The organism is Streptomyces sp. a15, from assembly GCF_059026085.1.
Map to the genome: position 1 here is coordinate 1 of NZ_JBWLKM010000210.1, position 1838 is coordinate 1838.

Sequence of the window (1838 nt, forward strand, 5' to 3'; positions counted from 1 at the left end):
ACGCGTTCGGTCTCGATGGTGTGCTCGGCCGCGGTGCGGCGCAGGGCTCGTTCGGCGACCGAGCAGGCGGCCACCGACTCGTCGTACGCGCCCTGGGCTGCGTCGGCGGCGTCGCGGGTGGCGCGCAGCCTCGCCGCGGCCCGGTCGAGTTCGCGCAGCGCCTGGGTGATGCCGGTGGTGCGGGGCAGGGCGGCGCGGGCGGCGGCGTGCGCCTCCAGGGCGGCGTCCGTGCGGGCCTGGGCGTGCGCCAACTCATCGAGCTGGGCGGAGAGTTCGGCCAGCAGCGCCTCGCAGGCGGCGATCCGGGCGGCGCGCCGGCGGGCGCGGGCGGTCGCGCCGACGTACTCGGCGTGCTCCTTGGTGTGGGCGCCGACCAGGACACCGGCCGCGTACCGGCCGTCGGGGCCGATGTGCGGGATGCCGGCGTCGAGGTCGCCGGTGACGGCGACGGAACGCAGCACGGCGGCGATCCGCGCGGCGGTCGGGATGGCCGCCGCGCCCTGGGGGTTCTCCGGGATCTCGGGGCGCAGGAGGTCGGCGAGACTCGGGCCGTTCACCGGGGCGCCGGCACGGAGGTAGCCCTCGCTGTGTCCGGCCGCCACGGGGGTGTCCTCGGCGGTGACGAGGGCGTCGAGGAGGCCCGACGCCTCCAGGGCCGCTTCCAGACCGGCTTGCTGGCGTTCCGTCAGCTCGTCGTCGAAGTCGACGAGCCGCCACAGCGGGATGCCGTCACGAAGCGCCCTATCCACGCTACGGCCCCGGGCCGGGGGCGGGGCGTCGTCGTGTTCGGCGGCGATCCGGTCGCGTTCGGCCTCGGTCTCGGCGCGGCTGTGCTCGACGTCCGTGCGCCGGGCACGCAGGGAGGCGAGGGTGTCGCGCAGCTCCTGCACGGCGGGTGCGGTGGCCTCGGCGAAGGCGTCGGCGAGCGTGACCGCCTCGGCCTCGCCGGTGAGTTCGAGGGCCTCGGCGAGCCGGGCGGCACCGGCCTCCGGGAGAAGCGTGCCATGGGCGCTCGTCCACTGGCCGAGCGCCGTACGGGCCTGTTCGCGGGCGGATTCCAGAGCCGACTCGGCGGCGGTCTCCGCGGTCTCGGCCGCGGTGACGGCCTCCTGCGCACGGTCGAGCGAGACCCGGGCGAGGTCACGGGTCTGCTCGGCGCCTCGTGCCGCCTGCTGGGCGGCGCGCACGGCCCGGACGCCCTCGTGGCGGGCGGCGGCGAGTGCGGCGGAGCGGTCGGCGATGCGGGCGGGCTCGGCGTCGGCCGGGGTCCACGGGAGGCCGGCGGTGTGGGCGTGGTCGGCGACGGCGGCGGCGTCCCGGGAGACGGCGGCGTCGAGTTCCGCGGCGAGCCGCGCGGCATGTTCGGCCTCGGCGCGGGCACGGCCGGTGGCGGCCGTACGGCGTTCACGGTCGGCGGTCGCCTGCCGGGCGGTCTGCTCGCAGGTGCGCACCAGGCGTTCCAGGTCGGCCAGCTGCTCGACGGCCTGGTAGGCGGCGGAGGAGCGCAGTTGGTCGAGCCGGGAGCGCTGGGCGGCGAGCGCCGCGTCGGCGGACTCGGCGCGCGTCTCGGCGGTGGCCTGCTGCTCGCGGGCCGCCGCCAGGTCCGCCGTGGCGGTGCGCAGCGCGGCGGCGCGCTCGGCGGTCTCGGCGCGGCGGGCGGTGAGCCGGTCTGCGGCGGCACGGGCGTGGACCCGCAGATAGGTGGAATAGCTCGCGAGGAACGCGCGGGTGGCGTCGTCGGCGGCGACCAGCCCCTCCAGGGTGCGCTGCACGGACTCCATGTCGTCGAACGAGCGGGCCGCCTCGGCGATCAGGTCGTCGTCCAGCGGTCGCAGACC

The 1838-nt window shown here is 77.8% G+C and carries 1 pseudogene; it reads right to left on the reverse strand.

The window, feature by feature from the left end:
• A pseudogene (locus AC5P09_RS51660) lies at nt 1–1838 on the reverse strand (TIGR02680 family protein); the annotation flags it as partial.